Origin of the sequence: Allomesorhizobium camelthorni, from assembly GCF_011045125.1 — a bacterium.
Taxonomy (GTDB): domain Bacteria; phylum Pseudomonadota; class Alphaproteobacteria; order Rhizobiales; family Rhizobiaceae; genus Allomesorhizobium; species Allomesorhizobium camelthorni.
The window spans coordinates 1-1,324 of record NZ_JAAKZF010000252.1 but is presented as its reverse complement, the minus strand read 5'-3'; the positions used below and the strand labels follow the sequence as shown (position 1 = coordinate 1,324).

At 55.7% G+C, this 1,324-nt stretch carries 1 protein-coding gene; it reads right to left on the bottom strand.

Annotation, left to right across the window (positions count from 1 at the left end; translation table 11 throughout):
• Positions 1–937 precede the first annotated feature (937 nt).
• Positions 938–1,324: hypothetical protein (locus G6N73_RS36630; RefSeq protein ID WP_206079276.1), on the bottom strand; the 387-nt coding region annotated here is incomplete at its 5' end.

Genomic DNA, 1,324 nt, shown 5'->3' with positions numbered 1-1,324 from the left:
TCATCCGTCAGCCAGTTCTCCATGAGGTGCCCGTTTACCTTACCGTCGTCAGTTAGGGATCGACGGCGCGCCTCGCAAGCGCGGAACACAGCAGGTCAGAGAGAGGCCGCTCTGAGCATCAGGCATGACTGTCCGTTCGGATAGTGTCGACTGCCAGAGCGCATGCTACTCTAAGGGATGGCCGAGGAGGATAGAATTTACTCCGGGATTTGACGACGCAAACGGGGGCTTGCATCGCACCTCAGATGTGAGCCGGGCAACCGCGTCTGTTCGGTATGCGATCGCGCAGAAGTCTCTTTTCGTCGTGCGAGAACACGAGCAGCGCTTTCCAGAAACTGGGCGAAAGCATTCCACGATATCCCGTCGGCATCAAGCATTAGTTGAATTAAAGGATCGTCAAGAACCTCAGCGATGGTCAGGTCGGAAATAAGGCACTCCTTTGGCGCATAGTGCAAAAAGTAACGGCCCCCTTGCTGTTTGCGCTTACCGCCGGACGACGCTATATGATCACACATGACGAGCCGAATTATCTTCTTCACGCAGGTGCGCCACCGGATCACGCGGCTCTTTCCTGCTCTCACAACCTTTATTCACGGGGTCGGTACCGCGAACAGGTCGCGGTGAAACGGTGGGGATAACCCGCTCGACAGGGGCCATTCGTTCGATCATATAGTGTCCTCGAGAGTTTATTCGAACCGAGACGATCGCCACGGCGCTGTTGGTAAGCTATAGATTCCCTCCGTAACCGTGTGAAATACCCGAAGGTTATGGAGTAAATGCCTAAATCTTATCGCACGGGCGAAGTGTCCTGATGTTCTTCCCCTCGAAGGCACCAAACGAATCTCCTTTGGTGATTTTGGCCGGATCGAAGATGATCTCGACTGCCTCGGCGTGGTTGCCTGGTTGGGTGGCGATTTGCAGGTACAGAAGTGATCCCCTACCCTGCAAAGCAGGCATGCTGCACTTGGGTTAGGTTCTCCAACCGCAAAAGTTGAAGTGTCCTGTATTCCAACGTCCTCGCCACATTTTGTGTACCACCATTGCCCTTCTTCCGGGCCCAGACGCCCAAACGCCACCTCTCAAAAAAAGCCGCCGCCTGGCCGATTGAGCGGTGGAAGAACTTACGGGTTTGCCGACCGGTCTCAGGGGGCAGAACTGGTCGAGTCCGCTGTTTCCTTGTTGGCCCACGGTCGTCGTTGAGCTGGCGAATGCTCCGGTCGGTGTCAACGCAAAAGACGAGAATTGCTTCACCCGACGCTTCTGCTGGTAGCGGCTCCCAACAGAGCGAAGCCCGTACCGTAGAAGACGCGTCGCCGATCTGGCT